Origin of the sequence: Haladaptatus sp. R4, from assembly GCF_001625445.1 — an archaeon.
Lineage (GTDB): Archaea > Halobacteriota > Halobacteria > Halobacteriales > Haladaptataceae > Haladaptatus.
In genome coordinates, this window is the sequence record NZ_LWHG01000021.1 from 1,004,794 (window position 1) to 1,029,712 (window position 24,919).

The following is a 24,919-nucleotide window of genomic DNA, read 5'->3' on the forward strand; positions in this document are numbered from 1 at the left end:
GTAATCATTATGGAATAGACAATAAGGCTTTTCCCGAATTCGGAGACCAATCCCGGTTACGGATGGGGAATAACTTTCATTTCTCCGCCCGTACAGGTCCCCGTGACGAACCGGGTTTCACGACAAACAGCGCTCGACCGGACGATAGGGGCGCGTACAACGCTTCTCGAAGATGGGCTGACGAATCAGGTCCCTCCGGCGGAAGTTACCGACCGTATCCTCACGGAAGCCGTCGTCGCGTCCGCCGACGTTCCACCACACGACCGGGCGACGATGGACGGCTACGCGTTCGCCGCCGCTGATGGCTATCCTCTCCGCGTCGTCGGTGACATCGGTGCGGAGGACGAGCCACCACAAATCGAGGCGGGGGAAGCGATCCGAATCGCAACCGGCGCGTCGCTTCCCGGCCATACCGATGCGGTTCTGGAACGCGAGCAGTCCGAACTGGAAGAGGAGAACGGCGATACCACACTCTCCGGTCCATCCATCGAACCCGGACGGAACGTCTTCCGCCGCGGGACGACCGCGAGGAGAGACGAAACCCTGTTCTCCGCAGGGGATCGACTGACCCCGCCCGACGCCGGTCTGCTCGCGGACATCGGCGTCTCGACCGTTCCCGTCCGCGAACCGTTCTCCGTCCGCATCCTCGGCACCGGCACCGAACTCGTGGAGGGTCGCCAACCCGACCGCGATTCGCCGATGCTTTCCAATCTCGTGGCGTCGTGGGGCCACGAGCGTCAGGTCGTCGCTCCAGTACCCGACGACCCGGACGCGGTTCGGGACGCCGTCGCGGAACACGCCGCCGCGGCCGACGTGCTTCTGACGAGCGGCGGCACCGGCGGCGGCGCACGGCGACCACGTCCGTCGCGCGCTCGCAGACCTCGGGGAAAACGTCGTGGACGGCATCGACACTCGCCCCGGGAGTCACGTCCGGGTGGCCACCCTCCCCGACCACGACGCCGTCGTGGTGGCACTTCCCGGCAAACCGGTCGCCGCGTTCCTCGGCGCGGTTTCCGTCTGCCGAGCGCTTCTCACCGGAGAAACCGCCGAACCGACCGAACGCACGCGACTCGGGTGCGACCTCGCGGTTCCGGACCGCGAAGTCGAGTTCATTGTTCCCGTCGAACACCGGGGCGACGAACTCGTTCCGCTCGGGCACGCCGACTCGTCGGTTCCGATCTACGGCGAGCGATTCTCGCCGCGCATCCTCGCCGACTGTGCCCGCGTGCTGGAAATGGACGGCTACCTCCGGGTGCGCGATTCGCTCGACGTCGGGGAGACGGTTCGATTCGTCCCGACGGAGGTCGTGACGTGACGCTCCCGGTAATTCGACCGCCGTTCAACGGATCGGACGAGGACGGGGATGCGGTAGCCACCCGTCCGGACGCGTCCGTCGCGGGCGTCTTGCTGGCCGCCGGTAGCAGTTCGCGCTTCGGCGAGTCGGACAAACTCCTGGCCTCGCTCGACGACGACCCGCTGGTTCGACACGCCGCGCGAAATCTCCGCTACGCGAGCGAACTCGATGCCGTCGCCGTCGTCGTCGGCGGAAACGCCGACGGGGTTCGGGACGCGCTCGACGGGTTCGGCCTGCCCATCGTCGAAAATCCGGACGCGGAACGCGGCCAAGCCACGTCCGTCCGGGCGGGCGTCGAGTGGGGACGGGAGTACGACGCCATCGTCTTCGCGCTCGGCGACATGCCACACGTCCAAACGCGGAGCATCAACCGCCTCGTTTCCGCGTATCGTGCAGGTTCCGGGGACGCCCTCGCCGCCGCCTTCGACGGCCGACGCGGCAACCCCGTCCTCTTCGATTCCATCCACTTCGACGCCCTCGCGGACGTTTCAGGGGATATCGGCGGGCGTGAAATCCTGCTCGACGGCGAGCACTCCGCACTGATCGAAACCGGCGATCCGGGGGTTCTACTGGATGTCGATACGAAGGGCGACCTGCGAAACGTTCGCTACGAATAGACCGACGGAGCAACGGGCGACTCGCTTACGATCCTGCGACTTGCTTACGATCATTCTCGAATCGCGCGCCAGACTGTTTCCTCGGTCAGCGGCATGTCGATGCTCTCCACGCCGAACGGCGCAAGTGCATCCAGAACCGCGTTGACGAGCGCCGGGGGTGCGGCGATGGTCCCGGCCTCGCCGATTCCCTTCACGCCGAGGGGGTTGGTCGGACTCGGCGTGACGGTGCTCCGGGTCTCCATCGTCGGAATCTGCTGGATTTTCGGAATCGCGTAATCCTGCATCGACCCGGTGACGAGCGTTCCGGCATCGTCGTACACGGCTTGCTCGTAGAGCGCTTGTCCGATGCCCTGTGCCACCCCACCGTGGACCTGCCCCTCCACGATTCGAGGGTTGACCTGCTCGCCGCAGTCGTCCACGGCGACGTAGCGTTCGACCTCGATTTCACCGGAGTCGGGGTCCACCGCGACCACGGCGGCGTGACAGCCGAAGGCGTAGGCCGTCCCGTCCTGGTCGTAGAACGTCGTGGACTCCAACCCGGCCGATTCGTCCGGCGGAAGCTGACGGCTGTAGGCCGCGCTCGCGACCTGTTCGAACGCGACGGCACGGTCCGGTGCGCCGACGACGCGGAACTCGCCGTCCTCCTGTGCGATATCCTCGGGGGCGGCCTCCAACCGGTCGGCGGCGATGCGTCGGGCCTTTTCGGCGACTTCACCCGCGCTCTCGGCGACGGCGTTTCCACCGGCAATCGTGCTCCGACTGCCGAAAGTTCCCGTTCCGGTCGGGATGCGGTCCGTGTCGCCCTCCACTACGTCGATATCGTCGTAGGGAACGCCGAGTTCGTCGGCGACTATCTGGGCGTAGGTCGTCCCGTGGCCCTGGCCGTGGGAGTGCGTCCCCGCGTAGACCGTCACGCCGCCGTCGGGGTGGACGCGGACGACGCCGCTCTCGAACCCGCCGCCGGTCGATTCGACGAAGCAGGCGAGGCCGATGCCGAGGTAGCGGCCGTCGTCTCGCTTCCTCCCGTCCACCCGTCCGTTTCCGTCCACCTGTCCGTTTCCGTCCACCTGCCGTGAGCGGAGTTCGTCGTATCCCACGGCGTCGAGCGCTTCGTCCAGTGCGGTTTCGTAGTCGCCGCTGTCGTAGTTCGCGCCGACGGCGGTTTCGTGGGGGAACTCCCCGGGTGGAATCTGATTGTGACGTCTGAACTCGGCGGGGTCGGTATCGAGTTCCCGCGCGGCGCGGTCCACGAGTCGCTCGGTGACGTAGATGGCTTCCGGACGGCCAGCGCCGCGGTAGGAGTGGACGGGGGCCGTGTTCGTCAGGACGCTGTGAGTCCGGCAGTGGATGGCGGGGATGTCGTACTGGCTGGCCAGCAGGCGGCCGTACCAGCCCGGAAGCGCGGGGCTGACGCCGAGTCCGTAGCCCCCGAGTCCGGCGTGGGTTTCGGCCTTGAGACCCCGAATCGTGCCGTCGTCGTCGAACGCCAGTTCGGCCGTCGTCCGGTGGTCTCGGCCGTGTGCACCGGCGAGGTAGTTTTCCGACCGCGTGGCGGTCCACTTCACCGGAATTCCGAGTTCGCGGGAACACCACGCCGCGACGCTTCGCCGGGGTGGTGGTGGCCCTTGTGTCCGAAGCCGCCGCCGACGCTTGGCGCGACGACGCGGATTCGATTCTCGGGGATGCCGAGCGTGTCCGAGAGCTTACCTCGATGGCCGTGTGGTGACTGACTCGTCATCGTCACGGTCAGCGACTCCTCGACGTCGTCGTACTCCGCGAGCGCCGCTCGCGGCTCCATCGCGTTGGCGATGAGGCGGTTGTTCTCCAGTTCGATTTCGACGGAGTGGTCGGCGTCCTCGAACGCTCCCGCGGTGGCGTCCGCATCGCCCATATCCGTGACGGTCACGACGTTGTTCGGGACGCCCTCGAAAATCTCGGGCGCCCCCTCCGCAGTCGCCTCTATCGGGGTCGTCACCGCGTCGAGACGGTCGTAATCAACATTCACGGCGTCCGCGGCGTCCGTGGCGACGTAGCGGTCCTCGGCGACCACGGCGGCGACCGGCTGGCCGTGATACCGCACTCGCCCGTCGGCGAGTATCGGGTGGCCCGGAATCTCGTTGTCGAGAAACCCGGTTTCGACGGAAATGGTTCCCGGGGTGTCCGAGTGTTCGATGTTCTCCCACGTGTAGACCCCCAGAACGCCATCCGTGGCCTCGGCATCGCTGGTGTCGATGTCCTCGACGGTCGCGTGGCCGTAGCGACTCCGCACGAAGGCGAGATACGCCATTCCGGGTGCGTGCAGGTCGTCGGTGTACGTCGCTCGCCCGGTCACGAGCGCCGGATCCTCCCGCCGTTCGAGGTCTCGACCGACCATCGCCCCCTCGGGATTCTCACTCATCTCCTCCCGTACTACCGTTTCGCACGGAATCAAACTGTCGAGTCCGGAAAAACGGCCGGGGTAGGAGCAGTCGGTAACGGGGTGGGAAATATGGACGGAGTTGGAGATGATCGTACGCAAATTCCGACCGTTTGTTACCAACGGTTGGTTAGATGCCGAAGATTCTTTTCATTGGAATCCTAAATCCGGGTATGTCATTTCGACTGTCAGACGAGCAGCGTGCGATACGCGAGGCGGTGCGCGAGTTCGGCGAGGAGGAGATAGCGCCCGTCGCGCGGGAGCACGACGAGGAGAAGAAGTATCCCGAAGAGCTCATCGAGAAGGCGGCGGAGCTCGATTTGCTCGCTCCGGGTATTCCCGTGGAGTACGGCGGCGCGGGGATGGACACCCTCTCGTCAATCATCGTCACCGAGGAACTGTGGCGGGCCGACGCGGGTATCGGGAGCGCCATCGGCAGTCGCGGATTCGGGTCGAACATGATCCGGAAGTTCGGCGACGAGTGGATGAAAGAGGAGTGGCTCCCCCGAATCGCCAACGGCCAATCGGCGTGCTGTAGCTGTATCTCGGAGCCGGGCCACGGGTCGAACGTCGCCGGAATCGAGACGGTCGCGGAGACGGACGGCGACGAGTACGTCATCAACGGCAACAAGATGTGGATTACCAACGGCACCGTCGCCGACGTAGCCGTCGTCATGGCGAAGACCGACCCCGACGCCGAACCGCCGCACCGCGGCATCAGCGCCATCCTCGTCCCGACGGACACGGACGGGTTCAAGCCGACGAAAATAGACAACAAGCTCGGCATCCGCGCCTCGGACCTGGCGGAAATCGTCCTCGACGACGTGCGCGTCCCCACAGAGAACGTCATCGGCGAGGAGGACAAGGGCTTCTACCAGTTGATGAACTTCTTCGCGTCCGGTCGCGTGAGCGTCGCCTCGCAGGCCGTGGGCGTCGCGCAGGCCGCCGTGGACCAGTCCATCGACTACGCCAGCGAGCGCGAGCAGGGCGGGAACCTCATCAAGGACTACCAAGCAATCGGGCACAAGGTCGCCGACATGGCGACGGACGTGGAAGCCGCCCGGTCGCTCACCTACCGCGCCGCCTCGCACGTAGAGGAGGGCGACGACCGCCTCGCAACCCGGTTTGCGAGCATGGCCAAACTGTTCGCCAGCGAGCACGCCGTCGACGTCGCCGACGACGCCATTCAGGTCCACGGCGGCGCTGGCTACGTCACCGACCACCCCGTCGAGCGCTACTACCGCGACGCCCGCATCACGAAAATCTACGAAGGGACCAGCGAAATCCAGAAGAACATCATCTCCGACGACCTGTTCTAGAGGTTCAAGAGCAAGTTTTTGCTAGATTCTGTGCTGGGAAGGGGACCGACCGCTAGACTGCACGATATCGTTGAGCCGCCGTGGCCGCGCGCTGGCACAGTTCTGCGGACATTTCGTCCGCAGGGCTGTGCTGACAGCGTGCGAGGGATGAGCGGAACGAGTGCAACGAGTGGAGGGAATCGGCTGGGGAGGTGTGTGGACGGTTGCGGTACTGTCGTTTGGGTGTCCTCGTGAACCGGGCGGGACCTCCGGTCCCGCTGGAAGCCGGCGCAAAGCGCCGGTGACGCAGTGAACGAGGGCTCGTCAGAGCTTGCTCTGACGGTGGATTGAAAGGGGCCGCCCGTTCGCGCACCGCCTGGTCGTCTCAGTGACCCCTCTCGCCGAGGCAGGCGGTTATGCCGAGGCGAGATGTCGGTCGAGCGTCACGCGAACGAATGTGAGTGTGATCACGGAAGTCGCAGCCCGCGAACGAATGTGAGCCGGAACGTCTTCCGGAGGACCGCGAGCGGGCGGGGGCTTTCGAGGAAGTCTTCCTCGTAATTGCAACTACACATCAGCCAGACACGACTCGTAGCGAATGGGGGGCTTTCGAGGTCTTCACTCCAATAGTTGCAACAATGATGCGAGCAGTTACAGACGTCAATGAGACCGCACCGCCTCCGCACCACACCCTCCCCAACCGACTCCTCGCTAACGCTTGTCGCCCCTCGCTCCCGCGCGCCGACCGCCTCGGTCTGTGAGTATTCGAAACGAACATAACCCACGATGATTCTCGTTTTCGCGCCTCGTTCGAAGGAGAACCCTGATAACCCGTTCTCCGGAAGGAACAGTATGACCGACGAGACGGAATCACCGAACTGGGAGTTCAAGGAGCGGGACATCGCCATTCTGCGGGAACTGACACGTGACCCACAGCTGTCATCGCGGGAGTTGACGACCATCCTCGCCGAGGAGTACGACATCGAAGTGTCGCACGTCACCGTGAGCGAATCCATCCGCGAGATGCGGAACGAGGGCGTGTTCCGGGAGGCCATCATCCCCAACGAGGAGTACTACATCTTCGGCCTGTTCGAGTTCAAGTTCAACCCGGAACACTTCGCGGACAGTTGGCGCGCCGCGATGGAGTACATCCGTGACGACCCCAACACGCTGTTTTACTTCCTCTCGGACGGCGAGTACCAGTGGAAGACGGTGATGATGTTCCCCAACCGGCAAGCCGAATCACAGTGGATTCACGAGTTCTACAAGGAACACGGGGACGTGATCGACAACATCCGCAACTCGGTGGTGCACAACGTGCTCAAGTTCCGCACCGACCCCGAGATATTCGAGGGACTGGACGACGAGTACAAAAAATAGCAGAGCCACCCATTACCTCGCTCACCGCACCAGCGAGAGGAGTTCGCACGACAACACGACCTCGTCCCGCTGGTTCAGCACCTCGGCCTCGTATCGGACGACGCCGTTCCCGGTCGGATGGTCGCGCGCTTCCTTCTCGATCAGTTCCAACGTGACGTGAACCGTATCGTCGAAGAAGACGGGCGCTCGAAAGCGGAGTCGGTCCACGCCGTAAAACGCCACCGTCTCCGCGCGTTCGTGGACGATGCGCCGCGTGAGGCCGGTCATGACCGAAAACACGAGCGCGCCGTGGGCGATTCGCTCCCCGAACTCCGACTCGGCCATCTCGGTCTCGCTGGTGTGAAGCGTGTTGAAGTCGCCGCTCACGCCCGCGAAGTTGACGACGTCGGCCTCGGTGATGGTGCGCGTGGGTGTCGTCAGCCGTTTTCCGACCTCCAGTTCCTCGAACGGAATCGTCACGGCTACTCCCCCGTGAACTCGGGGTCGCGGTCCTCGCCGAACGCGGCGGTTCCCTCGCGCACGTCGTCGGTGCTCATGAGCAGACCGAAGCCCTGACTCTCCATCGCCAGCGCGGCGTCGAGGCTCGCGTCGGCCCCTTCGTTCATCACCTTCTTCGCCACCTTCAGGCCGACTGGCGGCCCTTCGAGCATGTCGTCAACGAACTCCGCGACGACGTCGTCGAACTCATCGACGGGGACGGAACGGTTGATGAGGCCCCAGTCCTCGGCGCGGTCGGCGTCGATGCGGTTGCCCCGGAACACGAGTTCCTTGGCGCGCGTCTCGCCGAGCAGTCTGATGAGTCGCTGGGTGCCGCCGCCGCCAGGAATGAGTCCGAGACGAATCTCGGGGGAACCGAACTCCGATTTCTCCGTGGCGATCCGCATGTCGCAGGCGAGCGCCAATTCCAACCCGGCACCGAGACAGTAGCCGTCCACTTTCGCAATCGTCGGACGCTCGAACTCGTTGACCGTCTCGAACGTCGGCGTCACGTCCATGAAGTCCGTGGGCGTGGCGTCCGCGAACCCGCCGATGTCGGCTCCGGCGCTGAACGCGCGGTCGCCAGCGCCCTCGAACGTGACACAGCGCACGTCGTCGGTATCGACCGACGTGAGCAGATCGTCGATTTCACCGAGCAAATCGGCCGAAAGGGCGTTCAGGCGCTCCGGCCGGTTCAGTTCGATTGCGAGCAGGCCGTCGTCGGAGAGGTCGTAGTTGAGTAACTGGTAGGTACCCGGACCGTCGCCGCTGGTCGAATACTCGTGGAATCCTTCGCCTGCTTTCTCGCCGGTTTTTCCGGCTTCGACCAGTTCGACGAGATAGTCGTCCGGTTCGAACCTCGCCTCGCCGGTCTCCTGATACAGGGATTCGAGTTTGTCCAGAACGGTGTCGAGACCGATTTTGTCCGCGCGTCGGCAGATACCCTCCGGGAACCCGAGTCCGAGACGGACGCCGGTGTCGATTTCGTCGGGTCGGGCGACGCCCTCCCCGACGAGTCGCGCCGCCTCGTTGACCATCCGGGCCTCGATTCGCAGGGTGTCGAACCCGTCACCGTCGCCGGGTTCGTAGTTGACTCCCGCTCCATCGACGGCCTCGCCGTCTACTTGAGACGTCTCCGACGTCTCTCCGTCTTCGTAGTCGTAATACCCCTTCCCCGTCTTCTGTCCCAGTTCCTCGTTCTCGACCTTCTCGGCCATGAGGGGCGGAATCTCCCGCCCGGACTCGTTGCGGACGTGATAGCCCACGTCGATGCCGGTCAGGTCCATGAGTTCGAACGGTCCCATCGGGTAGCCCCGCTGGTGGACCATGGCGGCGTCCACCTCGCGTATCGTCGCCTCGCCGTTCGACACCATCCATGCGGGTTCGTCCCCGAACGGACCGAGGACGGTGTTGACGACGAACCCGCGAACGTCCTTCCGGACGTAGATCGGCGTCTTGCCGATGGATTCGGCGAACTCGTACGCCGCCTCCGCCGTCCCGTCGCTCGTTCGCTCGCCGTAGATGATTTCGACCAAGTCCATCTTCACCGGCGGGTTGAAAAAGTGCATGCCGACCACGTCCTCCGGTCTGGAGGTGACACCGGCCATCTCCGTAACGCTCAGGCTAGACGTGTTCGACGCCAGCAAGGCGTCCTCGGAAGCGAACTCGTCGAGGTCGATGAACACCTCCCGCTTGAGGTCCATCCGCTCGGGCACCGCCTCGATGACGAGGTCGGCGTCGGCCACCGCCGATTCCAGATCGACTGCTGTCTCGACGCGTGCGAGAACGTCCTCGACTGACTCGTCGAGGAGGCCCTTCTCGGCCAACTTCTCTAGACTCCACTCGATGCTCTCGTACCCGTTCGTGACGAACTCCTCCTCGACGTCGCGCATAGTGACGTCGTACCCGGCGATGGCGGCCACTTCCGTGATTCCGTGGCCCATGTTTCCGGCACCGAGCACAGTCACCCGTCGAATATCCGTGTCTGGCATACGACATGGGTTTCATCCCTGCCATCTTAACTCCACCGCGGCCGTTTATCTCTGTAAGGGAAAATGGCCCTCTTAGGAACTATCGGTGTTTTGAATCCAGTTCTATGGAATTTTGGAAGGTTTTGGGATTACAGCGGCTCGTCCCCGTCGATGATACCCGCCGCGCGTCGTGCGAGGTCAGGGACCTGCTCCTCCATCTGCGGGTACATCGGGTCGTCGCTGTTACCTTCGAGGAATCGCCGGTAGAACATCTCGCCCAGCGCGGCGAGTTTGTACACCGCGAGCGCCCGATAAAATCGGTCGTTCTCGTACTCGATACCCGCCGCATCCTCGTAGCGCTCCACGAGTTCCTTACGAGTGGGGTACTCGTCGGCCTCCATGAACGTCGAAACCAGTTCCGGCGTCGCCGGTTCGGGGTCGCCGGGGTCGCGCCAGTACGACAACATCCACCCGAGGTCGGCCAGCGGGTCGCCGAGCGTCGCCATCTCCCAGTCGAAGACGCCGACGATTTCCGGCGGCGTCTCCGGGCCGTACATCACGTTGTCGAGTTTGTAATCGCCGTGCACCAGCGTGTGTTCGTGTTCGTCGGGACAGTTGTCGGCCAGCCAATCGCCGACCGTCTCCAGTTCTGGGACGGCCCGCTCCTCGGTCGTTCGTTCGAACGCCCAGTCGAGTTGCTTGGTCCACCGTTCGACCTGCCGTTCCGTGTAGCCGGACGGGTAGCCGAACTCGCCCAAACCGACCGCCTCGTAGTCGAGCCTGTGAATCGCCGCGAGCGTGTCCGCGAGTTCCTCGCCGATGGTCCGCCGCGCGTTCGGGGTTCGGAAGCGCGGTGGCTCCTCGTCCCGGAGCACGTCGCCCTCGACTCGGTCCATCACGTAGAAGTCGCTGCCGATGACCGAGTGGTCCTCGCAGGCCAACACGGTCGTTGGAACCGGAACGGCCGTGTCCTGAAGCGCGTCCATCACCCGATACTCCCGAAGCACGTCGTGGGCCGTCTCGGCCGTTTCGCCCGGCGGTGGTCGCCGAATCACCAGTTCCCGGTCGCCCCACGTCACGAACAGCGTCTCGTTGGAGTGGCCCTCCGCGTGGTGGGAGACGTCGTACCCCTCGGCGTTGCCCAACTGTTCTTCCAGATACGTCCGGAGCGCGTTCGTATCGACGAGTCGTTCGAAGTAATCCCCATTTTCGTTGGTCATCAGTAGTCCTCCAGTCCGCAGTCGGCTCGTGTGACGGTCCGTTCGTCCCGCCGACCTCGTTGTCGCTCGATTGTACGTGGATGCTCGGTATAGAACTTACGAGGGTAACGAAACGAGGGAAATACTTTTACACTGTTGAATCGGCGTTGTGGATATGGAGTACGACGACCCGAAACGAGGGCGAGACGTCGCCAAACGCGTCCGAACGTTCGTCCGAGACGAGGTGATTCCCGTCGAACGCGAGCATCTCGGCGGGGAACCCGTTTCCGACGACACCATGCGGCGACTCCGCGAGCAAGCGAAGGAGTACGACGTGTACGCACCCCAGATTCCGGAGGAACACGGCGGATTGGGGATGGCGTTCCACGAGATGCTCCCCGTCTTCGAGGCAGCCGGGCGGAGCCTCCTCGGACCCGCCGCCATCCGCGTGGACGCCCCGGACGAGGGCAACATGCACACCCTCGAACTGGTGGGAACGGACGAGCAGAAGGAGAACTGGCTCGACCCGCTGGTCGCGGGCGACGCCAAATCCGGTTTCTCCATGACCGAACCGAATCCGGGTGCTGGCTCGGACCCGAAGATGCTCAGAACGACCGCGGAGAAACGCGAGGCGCAGAGCGCCTCGGAGCGGAGCGGTACAACCGCAGAGCAGGACGGCGACGAGTGGGTGATAAACGGCCACAAGTGGTGGACGACGCAGGGAAGCGAGGCCGACGTCCTCCTCGTGATGGCGTTGACCGACCCGGACGCCCACCCCTACGAGGGGTGTTCCATCTTCCTCGTCCCGTCCGACACCCCCGGCGTCGAAGTCGTGCGCGACATCCCGCACGTCGGCGGCGGCGTCACCGGCATGAGCCACGCGGAGATCAAGTACGAGAACGTTCGAATCCCGGAGGAGAACCTGCTCGGGGAGGAGAACGCCGGGTTCGCCATCGCCCAACAGCGACTCGGTCCGGCGCGGTTGACCCACTGCATGCGCTACTCGGGCATGGCCGAACGCGCCCTCGACATCGCCAAAGCCTACGCCGACGAGCGACAGGCCTTCGACGGTCCGCTCTCGGACAAGCAGGCGATCCGGTTCGAAATCGCCGAAATCGAGACCCGACTCCACGCGGTTCGGACGATGGTTCGCCACGCGGCCGGGCAAATCGCGGCGGGCGAGGAGGCCCGTATCGCGGTGTCGATGAGCAAGGTGTACGCCGCGAACGTCGTTCAGGACGCAATCGACACGGCCGTCCAGATTTGCGGCGGCAACGGCATCGGAAAGGACCTCCCGCTCGCAGATTTCTACGAGAGCGTCCGCCAGTTCCGCATCGTGGACGGCGCGGACGAGGTCCACAAGCGAGTTATCGCGCGAGACGCGTTTTCGGACCTCGACCCGAGCGAAGTCGAGCATCTGGTTCGGTACGACGGATAGTCGTCAGTCCGATTCTTCTTTTTCCGGTTCGACGCCGACGATCGAGAGGATTTCCCGTAAGTCGTCGATGGCGTAGTCGGTTTCCGGCCCGTCGTCCGCCCCGTACGCGACGGCCGTCATGCCGACCGCCGACGACCCGAAGATGTCGTGGTCGTACCGGTCGCCGATCATGAGCGCGTCGCTCGCCGGAACGTTCGCGGCGTCCAGGGCCGTCTCGAACATCCGTCGATCCGGTTTCGTTCGACCGACCATCTCGGAGGTCGTTATGGAATCGAACTGGTTCCGCACGCCGAACGTCTCCAAAATATGGATTCCTTCCTCGGTGTCCACGTCGCTGATGACGCCGACATGGAGGTCCGTCGTCGCCAGTCGCTCGACCGTCTCGACGGCACCGGAATTGGGTCGCAGCGTTTCGGCCATCACGCGCTCGAAGACGGGTCGCCACTCGTCCTCGGGAATCACCTCCCCCGTGATTTCGTCCACGGCGCGGTCGTAGGCGGTTCGTGCGCTCCGGAACGCCGTTCCGTCGCGCTCCCGAAAATGCTCGCCGACGGCGGTTCGCCAGCGCTCGATGGCATCCTCGACCGATTCGTCACCCGAACGCTGCGCGACGATGGTTCCGACGAACTCCTCGTGTGCACGTCGGACGGACGCCGTATCGAGGATGACGCCGCCGATGTCCCAGAACACCGCCCGCCAGTTCCCTCGTTCGTCTTGCATGGTCAGGGGTTCATCTCCCACGATCAGCTGTGTACTGGCGTTCCCGGGAGATCAAGATAACGATCGAAGAGGGGAATCCACATTTATTACCATGCGGCGAAATATTGGCGACTGTAGTTACCAATGGAAATTTCAGTCGCGGGACGACCGACAGCGGAGGATCGCGTATGACCGTCGAACAGTTCAGCGTCGCCGGGAAGACCGCAATCGTGACGGGTGCATCGAGCGGTATCGGACGAACGATTGCCGAGCGGTTCGCCGACGACGGCGCGAACGTCGTCGTCTGCTCGCGCGAACAGGGGAACGTGGACCCGGTCGCCGAAGGGATAGCGGCGAGCGACGCCTCGGGTCGCGCGCTGGCGGTCGAGTGCGACGTGACCGACCGCGATGCCGTGGAGGCGCTCGTGGACGCCACCGTCGATGAGTTCGGGGGCATCGACGTGTTGGTCAACAACGCCGGTGCGAGCTTCATGGCCCCGTTCGAGGACATCAGCGAGAACGGGTGGGAGACCATCGTGGACATCAACCTTCACGGGACGTTCCACTGCACGCAGGTCGCCGGGGAGCGTATGCGCGAGAACGGCGGCGGTGCTATCATCAACCTCGCCAGCGTCGCCGGGCAGGGTGGCGCGCCGCAGATGAGCCACTACGGCGCGGCGAAGGCCGCCGTCATCAACCTGACGTCAACGCTCTCGTTCGAGTGGGCCGACGAGAACGTTCGCGTCAACTGCATCGCGCCCGGGTTCGTCGCCACGCCGGGCGTCGAGACTCAGATGGGGGTCAGCGCCGACAACATCGACCGAGGGGACGTGAAGCGCCGTATCGGAACGAGCGAGGAAATCGCAGACATCGCGCAGTTCCTCGCCAGTCCGGCCTCGTCGTACCTCGTCGGTGAAACGATCACCGCACAGGGCGTGCCGCGCATTCTGGAAACCCCCGACGTGTGAACCGGTTCGATAGCTCCGTCCGCCGTTCACTTTCGTCGCAGTCCGTTCAGGTCAACTCCGCGTGGGCGAACCGCCATCGACCGAACGCCAACGGGAGCACGATCCAGAGACCGAGGACGACGAACCCGATCCAACCGTGTTGCCAGAACAGATGGCCCTCCGGTATCTTGTTCACCGCCGAAACGGTGGAAAACGCGTAGTTAAACGCCGTCTTCGGGTTGAGAATCTGGATAAACGACAGCAAATCCTGTTGGAACGCCGATGAGCCGATGCCATAACGGTCGAGCACCAGTCCGAAAATCCCAGTCAGGATACCCCACAGGAGCGTGAACAGGATGACCAGTCCGAACCCGATCAGAACGATCAGGTCCTCGGACTTGAGAGCGGCAGAAACACCGATGCTGATACTGACGAACGCGGCACCGAGAACCAACGACAGTACCAGAAGCGAGAGGTAGCTTCCGACCGGGAACGTCGCTCCGAGAGCGAGGATGATGCCACCGCCGACGACGAATCCGATCACCGTCGCGATTGCGACGATGGTGGTGCGTCCGATGAACTTCCCGATAACGACGTCAGTTCGCGTGTGTGGAAGCGAGAGCAGCAGTTTGAGGCTCCCGGACTCACGTTCACTCACTATCGAACGGTAACCGGCGAAGATACCGACCGCCGGGAGGAAAATTCCGATCGGCGTCATGAGCGACGCGATAACGGGAACGTTCGTCGTGTCGTTTCCGCGAGTACGTCGATGATTTTGATGATGACGAACGACGTACCCGCAAAGAAGAGCACGAACACGAGGATGAGTGCGAACAGGCGTCGTGACCGACTCGCGTCCCGAAACTCCTTTTTTGCGATGACACGCCAACTCATGCGATCACCTCCTGGCCTTCCGTATACGCCGCAAAGAGGTCTTCGAGCGACGCCTCAACCACCGAGAAGTCCCGTAACTCGACGCCGGACGATTCGACGGCTTCGATCACGTCCGCTTTCGACCCGTTCCCGATTGCGACCGCTATTCGATCACCTTCCGCGGTCACGCTTTCGACCCCATCGCAACTCCGAATCGCGTCGAGCACGCGGTGCGTCGTTTCGGAGACGACGAGCGTCAACTGGGTGGTCGCGTCCATCCTCTCGCGGAGGTTCCGAATCGAATCCTCGGCCACGAGCGACCCGTTCGAGAGGATGCCGACGCGGTCACACACCGCTTCGACCTGGCTGAGAATGTGACTGGAGAAGAAGACGGTCGCTCCGCGGCGGTTCTCTTCGAGGATTATTTCGCGCATCTCACGCGCCCCGTTCGGGTCCAAACCGGTCGACGGTTCGTCGAGAATGATGAGTTCCGGTTCGCCGACGAGCGCCATTCCGAGCACGAGCCGCTGTGTCATCCCTTTCGAGTAGGTACCCGCCCTTCGGTCGGCGGCGTCCTCGATACCGACCCGTTCGAGGATGCTCATCGGGTCGTCGGCCGCTCGCTTCGACTCGACAGTCAGTTCGATGTGTTGGTACCCCGTGAGGCGGTCGTACACGTCGAAGCCGTCGGGAAGGACGCCGATACGCTCGCGAATTCGGTGTGAATGGGCGTGAGAATCCTGGCCGAACAACGTTGCCTGTCCGCTCGTCGGGCGAATGAAATCCAACAGGACGTTGATCGTCGTGGATTTCCCGGAACCGTTCGGGCCGAGAAACCCGTAGATCTCCCCGTCGTTGACCGTCAGATTGAGTTCTTGGAGGGCGGTTACGGAACCGAACTGTTTCGTGACGTTCGAAACGTCTATAACGGCTGTTTCGTTCGTATTCATGATTTCGTTGGTTGGTGGTATGTCAATTGTAAATGCTATCGGCGAGCGCTCCTGCTACGGTCGCACTCTCCGTACTACACCAACCCCGAGATTCGCAGTATCACCGCGATTCCGACCGGGATTCCGACGGTGATAACCGCGTTTCGGCGCGAGAGGTCGTGTAACTTTTCCATCCCGGTCGTCCAGATCCAACCGCTCCACAACAACAGGACGACACCGACGATACCTGCCACGAAGAGGGCGGGATCGGACTGTAAATTCTGAAATGCGGTCATTGCGGCGTCGTCGTTGCTCGGGAGGTTCACACCGCTGTACACGTAGTAGGCGGCGATCGCGCCGATGACCTGATGGATGAAGAGTGGCACGTACCCCCAACCGGTGAACGCGAACGTGTCGCCCAGGGACCCGGAACCGCCGAACGCGAAGCGTGCGATGGCGTAAAAAGCGATGCTGTACACGGCCCACGCGAGTAGGATTCCGACGAACGAGAAGACGATCGTCACGGTGCTCGCCACCCCGCCGATAGCGTTCGACATCGACTGATTCATCTGCTGCCCCTGGGACTGTACCGCGGTCGAAGCGAACTGTCCGCTGATGTTCGCTCGCGGTACGGTACCGACGGCCGCGACCAGTGCGACGAGGAGGACGATAACCGTGGGGATGAGAATTCCCGGATTTTCGACTCGATCACGGAAAAACGATTCCGGCTCGGTCAGTAGCTTGAGGACCATATTTTAACGAATATAGCGTGGCGTTATTAATATTATCATTGGGAAATGCAATTATTTTTTCATATGCATCGCTCATCGAGCGAGTACTCGAAGGGAGAGCACACTCTACTCGGTCAAAGCGTCGTCCGCGATACGCGAGGAGTCGCTGTAGTACTCTTCGTATACGGTTTCACCCCATTCGACGGCCTCGGGAGACTGTGATTTGACGAACACGCTTACCCGTCCGATTTCGTCGATCGCTAGCAGGACGATCGTCGAGTCGAATAGAATGAATCCGTACGGAATGGACCCATCGTAGGAGTACAACTCCGGAGATCGGACTTCGAACGAATCACCGAGGCTTTTCAGGAGCGATTGGCTAGAGGATGCGACCGATCGTCTCGGAACGATGACTCGCTTGTCTGCGGCTGTTTTCGTGGATCGACGGCGTAGATCGATGAAGAATTTCGAGATCGTGGGCCAAATCATGAACGACCGGCTGCTGTCGGCGGTCTCTATCATCTCGAACAGTTCGTTTACCGGTTTGTACGGCTGGCTGGGTTCCGGCGTGACTACCGTGGAATCCGCGAACAGATCGACGTTCAACTCCGAATCGGGGGCGATATGCCGCAAAAATGGCTCCAGATTCTCCACGGAACGTACCGTGCTGATGGTATCCATGAACGCTTGAACCACCAATCGCCCCGATACGGTGGCAGTATACCCGTTTTCCGCGGCGGGGAACTTGACCCATCCCTCCTGTTCGAGCGTCGTGAGGTTCCGTTGAAGCGTCGTCCTCGGAACGTCCAATCGGTCCCGAAGATCACGCAAATCCAGCGTTCGATCGCTGAGCACACGGAGGATATGGATGCGACGGGACGAGCCTGTTAAGAATTCTATACTCTCCCAGGTCTGCGTTATCTCGGAGGACCATTCGGCATCGATTATCTGATTCATTTTCTCTTATGTCAGCTTGATTTCTTTTACAGTATGGTTATGGGTAATCACGCTACCAAAGTGGCTTCGTTCTTTCAGGAGTTATTGCCTATAGTGAAAGACAGGGATTCTAACATATTAATCCTTTTTTCACATATATAATATAAAGTTAAACTCATTATTCAGTTTAGACTCGAATGACGGAAGTGTTTGACAGCGTTTCTACATGCGATCAGGTTGCCCCCCGTCGAAATGGAGAGCAACGACGCGTATCCAGCGACGCGGAACCATTGCAGCGGAACGCCCCCTGACAGGGGGCCAAACGTCGTAATCGCTCGGGCTGTCGATGGTGTTCGTAAAAGCAGCAACACCGTGTAGCTGACACCGATAACGAATCCCGAATAGGCGACGAGTGCAGTCGTGCTCGGCGTACCGAGCCCTCGTCGCTGGGAGACGGTTACCCCATCGAAACGAGGTGCCGATATACCGATCCACGCCGCAAAGACGACGGCCGTCAGGCCGAGGAGAACGCCGACGACACCCATCTCGATCGTCGGAAGCAATCGCCAACCGTCGGAAACACACGCAATCAGCGTAAGGAGCGTTTCGACTGGAACGCCGATGAGTACTCCAGGGAGCAACAGGCCGGACACGAACTGCTCACCGGTGAGTGACGAACTGAGTGTAAGCGGCAGCATCGGACCCTCGTCACCGAGAGGATTGAGCGTGAAAGCGGCACCGGCGGTCCACGAGCCCATCAGTGCCGTAATCACGGGTAATTCGTTTCGAAGCGTTTCGTGGGGAATGGTCGCGACCATGACCGCAGTGATTCCGATCGGTAACGCGAGATGGCTCAGTTTGCTCGGACGACGGAGGGCGCGGAGGAGCGTCTTCTTGGAGACCCGTTCGGTCGGATACGATATCCCGGCGGGAAACAGTAGGGCAACTGCCCCGAGGGCTGCCGAGAGCGCATCGAAATCCGGGTCCACTCTTTCGTCGTCGCGTTTCGTTTCCGAGGGCGGTTGGATACGTTCACCGTACCAGTGGATCGTCGCTAGCTGTTCGATGCTGAACGTGAGAAGGGGAACCAGGACGAACGTTCCAACGACACCGCCCACGACGTGTCCCGTCGAAACGGCAAGTGGCGTCCCGGAAAAAACGATATCGGCGTACCAACCGATCGGAACGTACCGAACCACGGGAGTCAAACCATCGAGCGAACGAGCGCCAGCGTGACCAAAAAGTTGCAGGGCGAGCGCAGTCGGCACCATGATAGCCAGCAAGAGGACACTGATTCCCGTTCGATGGCGAGCGACTATCTCGGATCGGGTGACGAAAATGGCACCGCAAATACCGGCGGCATATCCAACGAAGAGGGCACTGACGATGGCCAACAGGCCGCCGCTCACCATCGTAAAGAGGGTAACGATATCGCCGGATCCGTACGAAAACCCGACGGCCATCAGGAACAGGGGGACGAGTATACTGGTTCCCACCCTCACGAATTCCGCGATGAGTAATCCTCCCACGACTACCCGTGGAGGAACCGTCGTAAGCAGGAGATCGATCCGATCGACACGGTGTGTCTTCCCGAACGCCCGGACAGCGAATATGAAGGCGAAGAATACCCAACAGAGGACGACGACGAGTCGAAGGCGGGTGGAGACGGTTCGAGGTGGGTCGTTACGAACGAGCAATCCAAAAACGACGGAAATCGCCGTCAACATCGAGATGAGGGGAATCCTCAAGACGACTCGTAACAGCAGTTGACGGCGGTTTCGTGTGACTGACCGCCACGTCCGTACAGCCTCCGTTCGGCCGATACGAACGCTCTTCGTGACCCATTCGGTCGTTTTGTCGCCCATTGTGACTGTTCGGTGATCTACGTTAGAAACCGCCACCTCGGTTGCCGGACGAGTTTCCGGTGATGGCTGACTGGGCCGCGAAGTACGTTACGATTGCCACGACGAAACCGAGAACGAGTCCGCTCACTATCGAGAGTTTGATGTCCACACCCAATCGCTGATACGTGGTGAGAAAGTCGCCGATAGCGACGATCACGAACACGACGACGGCCATCACTGCACCCGTCCGTTTCGGATACTTGGACGGATTGTGGTTCCACTCGTGGAACTTTTCTGCCAACGATTTCTCCGACTGGCCGTGATCACTCATCGTTTTCGACCACCCGGTTCGTATCGTTCGTTCTCCGTCTCGATGGAGGGTCGTTCGAAATCATCCGTTTCACAGGTTCGAAGGCAGGCACATAAACTTTTTTATTTTCAACTATTAAAAACTGAAAATAATACTGAATGGGTGCAAGAAGACTCTGTTTGGATCAAAAATTCGCTATATGGGTGCGTCAGTTCGACAGATATATACACGGGAGGGACGACCCGTCTGTATGCGACGGTTCGTGTGGCTTCATGACACGAACTCACGTCGTGAGCGGTAGCGAAATCCGGACAGCAAAACTGTGCTTTACCCTCGTCCAGATTCAGTATGAACGCAATCGAAACGGACGGCTTGACGAAGCGTTATGGAACGACGACCGCTGTGAAGGATCTCGAATTACGTGTTCCCGAAGGAGAGATCTACGGGTTTCTCGGTCCGAACGGTTCCGGGAAAACGACGACGACACGGATGCTTACGACGTTGACCGAACCCACTCGGGGGACAGCACGGATCGATGGTCATCCGCTCGACGCCGGATCCGATCTTTCGTCCTCGATAGGATATCTGCCCGAACGGCCACCGGTGTACGAGGAGTTCACTGGATACGAACAACTGGAGTACGCATCCGGACTTCACGACGCGCCGGATTGGAAGCGCGACCGGCGGTTGGGGGACCTGATCGACCGATTCGAGATAACCGCCGATCTCGGAGACAGGATTTCGACCTATTCGAAGGGTATGAAACAAAAAATCGGTCTCGTTCAATCACTCATGCACGACCCGGCCGTACTCTTTCTCGACGAACCGTTCTCCGGATTGGATCCCCGGTCATCGAAGGTGTTGGAGGAGTTCGTCGTCGAATTTGCCGAATCGGGACGAACCGTATTCCTTTCCACGCACGTATTGCCGATAATCGAAGCGGTCGCCACCCTCGTCGGGATTCTTTACGACGGAGTGTTGATCGCCGAAGGATCCCCCGAGGCGCTCAAGCACCGAATGGGTACCGACGGCGGAACCGACCTCGAAGCCGTTTTTCTCGAACTCACAGACGAGAGAACAATTCTCTAAGATGATATTGTTCCCGGGGAACGAACCTCCGACGAAGCGGACGCTCTGTCACCGACCCTGCTCTCGTTTCGAACGGCGCACACTCCGGTTCGGAATCGACCCGTGCCGATTTCCCACCGCGTGAACAGTGCGTACGGTCCAAACGATTCTCAACCCGCAATCTTGTTTCAGCAAATAATGTATTTTGTAATGAAATATAGTTCTGAAATGCAATGAGTCAAGAAGACTCTAATGAGAAAGAAAAGAGAGCCGACCTCGATCGTCGATCACTACTGAAAAGCATCGGTGTAGCCGGTGCCGGACTCGGTACCGGGATGGGAATGCTCGGTAGCGCAAAAGCCCAGAGCGGGGCCGATTCGGAAATACACGTCACCGGTACCGAACTGATCAGTACCGATAGCGTGCGGCCGCACGCCAATTCCGCAGTTTCGGAGCAGCCACTGAGCGGTCACCTGCGGAGCGAAGAGGCGCTGTCCCCCAACCCGGCAGGAACTGTCAGCCTTTCGCTCACGACGACCGACAGCGAACTCGACGCTCACAACCCAGTACTGCATGCGTTGCCGTTCGAATCGGAAGCGGGACAGGACAAGGCAGGATTTCTCAACGTCCTTCTCGCGGACGACGGAGACTCGAAAGTCACGCTCGCATCGTTCGCGATGGTCGGGGAACGGGACACGGAAGCGGGAACTGGCTCCCTCAGGTTCTACGGTACCAGAGACGAACAGCCGGTCATGATAAACCAGGTCGAGCGGGACCTGACAACCGACTCGGGGCAGTTCACGACCGAAGCCAGCCTTAGCTGCGGTACGTGCAAGTTCGTGGTCAACGAACTGTGCTCCGCTGGCAACCCGGTGGGCGTTACGGAATGTCTCGAAATCTGTGCACCCGCCGTCGAGACCGGTGTCGGATACGTCGTGTGCTCGGGCGCGTGTGCCGTCATCGTCGAGGCCGTGGAGTATCTGGGCTGTGGTGCCGCCGCGAGTGCGATTTGCGGACGAGCGGGCTTCTGCTGAGACGGTTCGGAATCCCACGATGAGAACCAGTAGACACTATTCTTTCGTCCGTGAAAACGTGCGCCGTCACTGCGTATTCGAGAGGGAGAACGGGCCCGCGACTTCGCCGTAGAGGTACATCCTGAACATCGCATTGTAGGTTCGATAAACCACAGCGCCGGAGACAACGGCGACGAAAAGACAAGACAGGCCAACGACGCCACCGATCGAAAACAGCAGTTCGACACCGATGATAACGGAGGCGAGCAGTACCGGCCACGCCGACATCGTGGTCGCATATCTCCACTTCGTTTCGCGCAGGAGCGACGTACTCCGTGAGAAGACACGTTTCATCGACCCTCCGCCCTCGAACAGCAGGATCGGAATCGCATAGATCGTCGCGGCGTACCACGTTATCAAGAGTGTCCCCGAAACGAACCGAGCGAGCAGTTCCCCGGCCGCGGTCTTCTGACGGAGGGCTACGGTACACAGCCGGATCGAACTAAGGACGACGGCGGAGAACACGGCGTACTTGAGCAGTTCCGGAAGGCGACGGCGGACGTGCTGTAACGTGTACGTGAGTGGTCCCGGCGTACCCAATTCGACCGCGAGAACGTATCCGGAAATGACGGCGTTACCGAGCGTAGTGAACACCGAAGCGAGCAGGTAACCGAGTACGACAGCCAGAACGGTCAGCGGGTCGAATATCGCGTTCGTCGAGGTGAGGGAAAAGAGGCCAACGACGGACAGTATCCCCCACACGCCGACGAGTTGAGCGAGACCGAAGCAAACGACCACCGGATGGCGAAGTTGAAATCGGAAACAGCGGCGAGTGTACGCGACCCCAGCCTTGAACCGTCGTATCGAACTTCCGCCTCCCAAATGGTTTGCGGGGTCCATACTGGTCGCGATTACCGCTCGCAGAACTTATTCATTGTTATTTTTCAGATCATAGATGCAAAAATTCGTGTTTTCATCGTCCCCTGAGACGTGGTGTGACGACCGGAAGCGTAGCGGGAATCGGCTTCACAGCACATTTAAGAGTGAGACTCCCGAACGAGTATTCAAGCAATGCGGCCACTTGTTTCATGGATGACAAAAGTGGACGACGCGATCCTCGAATGGCTTGCCGAGCAGGACATTGCGGCCCCACCGAAGGTGATTCAATCCAACCTCACCGTCCCGGTTTCTCACTCGCAAGTCAAACGCCGAATCCGTGTTCTGAAGGATAACGGCCTCGTGTTTAAAGACCCTGAGCGAGGAAACTACTACGCGATCACGGAGATCGGTCGCTGGTATCTCGACGGAGCGATCGGCGGGGAAAAACTCGAAGCGCTCGCTACTACCGATGAAATCGATACACAGTCGCTGTTTTCCGACCGTTCCGGCGGCGCACCCAACTAGCACGGATTTACACCGATCAGTTCACATCCTCGAAGCGATCACAGCAATGATCGTGGTCGTCGTTCGATACTTCGGTCTACCTCGCTCGCCCATCACCTGCTCGTCGAAGTCGTCGTAATCGACTGTCCGTACGAACTCGGCGATGGTCTCCGTCGCTACCGCATGTTTTTACGCCACCTAAAGCACACAGAGATTCTGATTTAGGTTGTCCTAAAAATCGAAGTAGTTATGGTGTTTTAGGTGCACCTAAAATACGTGTTGAGAGAGAGCATCGCACACGAGCCTCCGTCCCGACGAGGCAACGTGAAGTACGGCAGCACGGTCGTCTTGGAGGCACTCTCGGGTACTGTCCACGACGGTGCCGAATCGGCGGTCATGGATGCGTACTTCGGCCTCGCTCGGTACCCATCTCCGGGCGGGCTCGTTAGTGCACCAATTCAAACGGAGGTATAGAATGTCTGTGAGTACACATATAGACGACGCGAAAACACGAATTCGGTGTGAACGAGACGCAACCGAAGCGAAGCTCGACGCGATCAAACGCTTCACCGACCGAGTGAAAGAACTGCCACCCGAGCCGACACCGCGGTCAGTGCAGGGCGTCACGGCTGCAGCGGGCGCACTTTCCCACGTAAGTCACTCGACGGAGGATCGATGTCAGATCGTTCGGCGGACGTTCGCCGAGACGATCCGACCCCAGATCACCGACGACGCCGAAAAATCGGAGTCCCTCCACGCGACTATCGAGGCCGAATTTTCGGAATCACTGGCAGTTGCGCTCGCACCGACGACGGAGACGTCATTCTCGCCCGAACTCAAGGAAGCGGTCGTCTCGGAGGCAAATATCCGACGGGTGGAGGTGGACGTGTTACGACGCGCACTCCGACGCGAAGCCTCACGACTCGACGATGCTGGCGCAGTCGTCACCGACATCACGGAGTGGATCACCGCGAAAAACGAGACACCTCTAACCGCCCTCGATTTCGATGAACTCCACCGTCGTCACGAGACGCTCACGGACCATCGCGACCGATGCGAGGCGCTCGCTCGGCAGCGCCAGGAGTTTCTCCGGAGTACCACGAATCACGGCGGTGAAATCGGGATAAGCCATCGGAATCTGATCCCATACATCTACCAGGATTTCCCGGTCGATTATCCGGTGTTGACGACGGTTGCTCGGCTCGATAGTACGTGTGAAGAGTGCCAACGAGCGGTGCGCCAGCACTTGGTTCGGAGGGCCTGAACCGTGATCCCTCGTTCCCGTCGTGCCCGCACCCAAGCGTGGGCGTGGGTGTACGCGACGCTCTTCGAACCCCCCGAAAAGCTCGATGACGATACGGGCGACGACCCCGACGAACTGGCGAACGACAGAGACGTCGTCTCGGAGGGGTCCGCCGAATCGCGATGAGTGGAGTTACACAGTATCTGTTGGCCTTGTACATCCTCGAACACCGACGAGAGCCGCCGATCCAGACGAACGTCGTCGCTGAAACGCTGGACAAGTCACCGGCGTCGGTCACCGCGATGTTCCAGCGACTCGAAAACGACGAGCTCGTGACCTACGAGCCGTACAAGGGCGCGACGCTGACGGACGCTGGACGTGAGCGGGCTGCAACGCTTCACGAAACGTATGTAACCGTCTCGTGGTTTTTTCGGAGCGTGCTGGACCTCGATTCGTACGAAGCGGAAGCGATGGAACTGGCCGGTTTTTTGAGCCCGACAGTCGCAAAACGACTGGCAGCAACGCTTCCCTACGAAATCGAGGCAGCGACCCGATCCGAGGACTAGTTACCGACAGTCATAGAGAATACGTTCACGTGATACTCTCGCCCGGAGGGGTGCACTGGCACGGCAAAGAACCCGACGGCGAGTCGTGTGTCGCTACATCTCCTTCATCGCTCAACCGGAAGGCGTTGGAAACCGCCTCGATTAACCGGGTCGTTCGGCAGAAGTGGACCCTATCGGATTCGAACAATGCCCGGGCATGCTCACGATGTTGCGCGTGTCCGGTCTAAT

Annotated in this window: 26 protein-coding genes and 2 pseudogenes; 14 read left to right on the forward strand and 14 right to left on the reverse strand. The window is 61.0% G+C overall.

Annotated features, from left to right (window positions below):
- Positions 1-102: 102 nt before the first annotated feature.
- The 3 genes and pseudogenes from A4G99_RS29860 to A4G99_RS27360 all read left to right on the forward strand — a co-directional run.
- Positions 103-792: pseudogene (locus A4G99_RS29860) on the forward strand (molybdopterin-binding protein); the annotation flags it as partial.
- Positions 793-895: 103 nt separating this feature from the next.
- Positions 896-1,315: a hypothetical protein gene (locus tag A4G99_RS27355; RefSeq protein WP_223301907.1), complete on the forward strand. Its 420-nt coding sequence runs from the start codon at positions 896-898 to the stop codon at positions 1,313-1,315.
- The gene (locus tag A4G99_RS27360) at positions 1,312-1,971 is read left to right on the forward strand and encodes an NTP transferase domain-containing protein (RefSeq protein WP_223301904.1); all 660 of its coding nucleotides are present in this window, start codon (positions 1,312-1,314) and stop codon (positions 1,969-1,971) included. Before A4G99_RS27355 ends, A4G99_RS27360 begins: the two co-directional genes overlap by 4 nt.
- A 50-nt stretch (positions 1,972-2,021) precedes the next feature.
- Here A4G99_RS27360 and A4G99_RS29405 read toward each other — a convergent pair whose 3' ends face one another.
- Both A4G99_RS29405 and A4G99_RS29410 read right to left on the reverse strand, forming a co-directional pair.
- Positions 2,022-3,221, reverse strand: a complete 1,200-nt coding sequence (locus A4G99_RS29405) for a xanthine dehydrogenase family protein molybdopterin-binding subunit (protein WP_394337459.1) — start codon at positions 3,219-3,221, stop codon at positions 2,022-2,024.
- Positions 3,222-3,224: 3 nt separating this feature from the next.
- A pseudogene (locus A4G99_RS29410) lies at positions 3,225-4,369 on the reverse strand (xanthine dehydrogenase family protein molybdopterin-binding subunit); the annotation flags it as partial.
- A 191-nt stretch (positions 4,370-4,560) separates the two neighbouring features.
- Between A4G99_RS29410 and A4G99_RS14745 the strand changes: the two are divergent.
- The gene (locus tag A4G99_RS14745; protein ID WP_066145018.1) at positions 4,561-5,706 is read left to right on the forward strand and encodes an acyl-CoA dehydrogenase family protein; all 1,146 of its coding nucleotides are present in this window, start codon (positions 4,561-4,563) and stop codon (positions 5,704-5,706) included.
- An 831-nt stretch (positions 5,707-6,537) separates the two neighbouring features.
- Positions 6,538-7,065 carry an Lrp/AsnC family transcriptional regulator gene (locus tag A4G99_RS14750; RefSeq protein WP_066145302.1) on the forward strand — a complete coding sequence of 176 codons (528 nt, stop codon included), beginning with the start codon at positions 6,538-6,540 and terminating at the stop codon, positions 7,063-7,065.
- A 21-nt stretch (positions 7,066-7,086) separates the two neighbouring features.
- Here A4G99_RS14750 and A4G99_RS14755 read toward each other — a convergent pair whose 3' ends face one another.
- The 3 genes from A4G99_RS14755 to A4G99_RS14765 all read right to left on the reverse strand — a co-directional run bounded on the left by A4G99_RS14755 (position 7,087) and on the right by A4G99_RS14765 (position 10,732).
- Positions 7,087-7,524: a MaoC/PaaZ C-terminal domain-containing protein gene (locus tag A4G99_RS14755; RefSeq protein WP_066145020.1), complete on the reverse strand. Its 438-nt coding sequence runs from the start codon at positions 7,522-7,524 to the stop codon at positions 7,087-7,089.
- Positions 7,525-7,526: 2 nt separating this feature from the next.
- Complete coding sequence (locus A4G99_RS14760; protein WP_066145022.1) at positions 7,527-9,533, reverse strand: 3-hydroxyacyl-CoA dehydrogenase/enoyl-CoA hydratase family protein; 2,007 nt, start codon at positions 9,531-9,533, stop codon at positions 7,527-7,529.
- 128 nt (positions 9,534-9,661) lie between these two features.
- Positions 9,662-10,732, reverse strand: coding sequence for a phosphotransferase family protein (locus A4G99_RS14765; protein ID WP_066145023.1), 1,071 nt, complete (start codon positions 10,730-10,732; stop codon positions 9,662-9,664).
- 154 nt (positions 10,733-10,886) lie between these two features.
- Here A4G99_RS14765 and A4G99_RS14770 point away from each other — a divergent pair, with 154 nt between their 5' ends.
- Positions 10,887-12,149, forward strand: a complete 1,263-nt coding sequence (locus A4G99_RS14770; RefSeq protein WP_066145025.1) for an acyl-CoA dehydrogenase family protein — start codon at positions 10,887-10,889, stop codon at positions 12,147-12,149.
- A 3-nt stretch (positions 12,150-12,152) separates the two neighbouring features.
- Here the strand turns inward: A4G99_RS14770 and A4G99_RS14775 are convergent, their stop codons facing one another.
- On the reverse strand, positions 12,153-12,869 hold the full coding sequence (locus tag A4G99_RS14775) for an HAD family hydrolase (RefSeq protein WP_066145027.1): 717 nt from the start codon (positions 12,867-12,869) through the stop codon (positions 12,153-12,155).
- Positions 12,870-13,036: 167 nt separating this feature from the next.
- Between A4G99_RS14775 and A4G99_RS14780 the strand changes: the two genes are divergently transcribed.
- Positions 13,037-13,816, forward strand: a complete 780-nt coding sequence (locus A4G99_RS14780; protein WP_066145030.1) for an SDR family NAD(P)-dependent oxidoreductase — start codon at positions 13,037-13,039, stop codon at positions 13,814-13,816.
- Positions 13,817-13,862: 46 nt separating this feature from the next.
- On the opposite strand, the gene A4G99_RS14785 is transcribed toward A4G99_RS14780, so the two are convergent.
- The 7 genes from A4G99_RS14785 to A4G99_RS14810 all read right to left on the reverse strand — a co-directional run bounded on the left by A4G99_RS14785 (position 13,863) and on the right by A4G99_RS14810 (position 19,439).
- On the reverse strand, positions 13,863-14,513 hold the full coding sequence (locus A4G99_RS14785; protein ID WP_190303764.1) for an ABC transporter permease subunit: 651 nt from the start codon (positions 14,511-14,513) through the stop codon (positions 13,863-13,865).
- Positions 14,510-14,689: a hypothetical protein gene (locus tag A4G99_RS29415; RefSeq protein ID WP_190303765.1), complete on the reverse strand. Its 180-nt coding sequence runs from the start codon at positions 14,687-14,689 to the stop codon at positions 14,510-14,512. Before A4G99_RS29415 ends, A4G99_RS14785 begins: the two co-directional genes overlap by 4 nt.
- On the reverse strand, positions 14,686-15,618 hold the full coding sequence (locus A4G99_RS14790) for an ABC transporter ATP-binding protein (protein WP_066145032.1): 933 nt from the start codon (positions 15,616-15,618) through the stop codon (positions 14,686-14,688). Before A4G99_RS14790 ends, A4G99_RS29415 begins: the two co-directional genes overlap by 4 nt.
- 74 nt (positions 15,619-15,692) lie before the next feature.
- Positions 15,693-16,349, reverse strand: coding sequence for a Yip1 family protein (locus A4G99_RS14795; protein WP_066145034.1), 657 nt, complete (start codon positions 16,347-16,349; stop codon positions 15,693-15,695).
- Between the two features lie 105 nt (positions 16,350-16,454).
- A complete protein-coding gene (locus A4G99_RS14800) occupies positions 16,455-17,285 on the reverse strand; it encodes a winged helix-turn-helix domain-containing protein (RefSeq protein WP_150123110.1) in 831 nt (276 codons plus the stop codon).
- A 161-nt stretch (positions 17,286-17,446) separates the two neighbouring features.
- A complete protein-coding gene (locus tag A4G99_RS14805) occupies positions 17,447-19,129 on the reverse strand; it encodes a hypothetical protein (RefSeq protein ID WP_066145038.1) in 1,683 nt (560 codons plus the stop codon).
- A 22-nt stretch (positions 19,130-19,151) separates the two neighbouring features.
- On the reverse strand, positions 19,152-19,439 hold the full coding sequence (locus A4G99_RS14810) for a hypothetical protein (RefSeq protein ID WP_066145040.1): 288 nt from the start codon (positions 19,437-19,439) through the stop codon (positions 19,152-19,154).
- 327 nt (positions 19,440-19,766) lie between these two features.
- Between A4G99_RS14810 and A4G99_RS14815 the strand changes: the two genes are divergently transcribed.
- Both A4G99_RS14815 and A4G99_RS14820 read left to right on the forward strand, forming a co-directional pair.
- Positions 19,767-20,507 (forward strand): ABC transporter ATP-binding protein, encoded by a 741-nt coding sequence (locus A4G99_RS14815; RefSeq protein ID WP_066145042.1) that lies wholly within the window; start codon positions 19,767-19,769, stop codon positions 20,505-20,507.
- Positions 20,508-20,719: 212 nt separating this feature from the next.
- Positions 20,720-21,520, forward strand: a complete 801-nt coding sequence (locus tag A4G99_RS14820; protein WP_082837828.1) for a halocin C8-like domain-containing protein — start codon at positions 20,720-20,722, stop codon at positions 21,518-21,520.
- Positions 21,521-21,586: 66 nt separating this feature from the next.
- Here the strand turns inward: A4G99_RS14820 and A4G99_RS14825 are convergent, their stop codons facing one another.
- Positions 21,587-22,399, reverse strand: a complete 813-nt coding sequence (locus A4G99_RS14825) for a hypothetical protein (protein WP_150123111.1) — start codon at positions 22,397-22,399, stop codon at positions 21,587-21,589.
- A gap of 192 nt (positions 22,400-22,591) precedes the next feature.
- Here A4G99_RS14825 and A4G99_RS14830 point away from each other — a divergent pair, with 192 nt between their 5' ends.
- The 5 genes from A4G99_RS14830 to A4G99_RS14845 all read left to right on the forward strand — a co-directional run bounded on the left by A4G99_RS14830 (position 22,592) and on the right by A4G99_RS14845 (position 24,691).
- Entirely contained in the window at positions 22,592-22,903 is a 312-nt protein-coding gene (locus tag A4G99_RS14830) for a hypothetical protein (protein ID WP_066145048.1), read from the forward strand.
- A gap of 303 nt (positions 22,904-23,206) precedes the next feature.
- Entirely contained in the window at positions 23,207-23,356 is a 150-nt protein-coding gene (locus tag A4G99_RS26000; RefSeq protein ID WP_190303766.1) for a hypothetical protein, read from the forward strand.
- A 1-nt stretch (position 23,357) separates the two neighbouring features.
- Positions 23,358-24,146 carry a hypothetical protein gene (locus A4G99_RS14840; RefSeq protein WP_066145053.1) on the forward strand — a complete coding sequence of 263 codons (789 nt, stop codon included), beginning with the start codon at positions 23,358-23,360 and terminating at the stop codon, positions 24,144-24,146.
- A 3-nt stretch (positions 24,147-24,149) separates the two neighbouring features.
- Positions 24,150-24,311, forward strand: a complete 162-nt coding sequence (locus A4G99_RS26005) for a hypothetical protein (protein WP_190303767.1) — start codon at positions 24,150-24,152, stop codon at positions 24,309-24,311.
- Positions 24,308-24,691, forward strand: coding sequence for a metal-dependent transcriptional regulator (locus A4G99_RS14845; protein WP_066145055.1), 384 nt, complete (start codon positions 24,308-24,310; stop codon positions 24,689-24,691). Before A4G99_RS26005 ends, A4G99_RS14845 begins: the two co-directional genes overlap by 4 nt.
- Positions 24,692-24,919 lie beyond the last annotated feature (228 nt).